The organism is Sulfitobacter sp. CW3, from assembly GCF_019392245.1.
GTDB lineage: Bacteria > Pseudomonadota > Alphaproteobacteria > Rhodobacterales > Rhodobacteraceae > Sulfitobacter.
In genome coordinates this window covers 1-269 of record NZ_JAHXRL010000247.1, presented here as the reverse complement: position 1 = coordinate 269, position 269 = coordinate 1, and the positions used below count along the sequence as shown (strand labels likewise).

At 72.9% G+C, this 269-nt stretch carries 1 protein-coding gene; it reads left to right on the top strand.

The features are described from left to right. Positions 1-269: ATP-binding cassette domain-containing protein (locus KZZ06_RS20940; protein ID WP_219581882.1), on the top strand; the 269-nt coding region annotated here is incomplete at both ends.

The following is a 269-nucleotide window of genomic DNA, read 5'->3' as shown; positions in this document are numbered from 1 at the left end:
CCGCTTCATCGCGGAGGGGCGCGGCGACGGCCCGGTTCTGGTCGCCGACGACATCCGGAAGAGTTTCGGGCCCGTGAAGGCGGTGCGCGGCGTGTCCTTCGCGGTCGCCGACCGGACGCTCCACGCCCTGATCGGACCGAACGGCGCCGGCAAGACGACCGCCTTCAACCTGCTCTCGGGGATGTTCCGGCCGAGCGGCGGCAGCATCCGCCTCGACGGAAGCGAGATCGCCGGCCTGGAGCCGCACGCCATCACCCGGGCCGGGATCG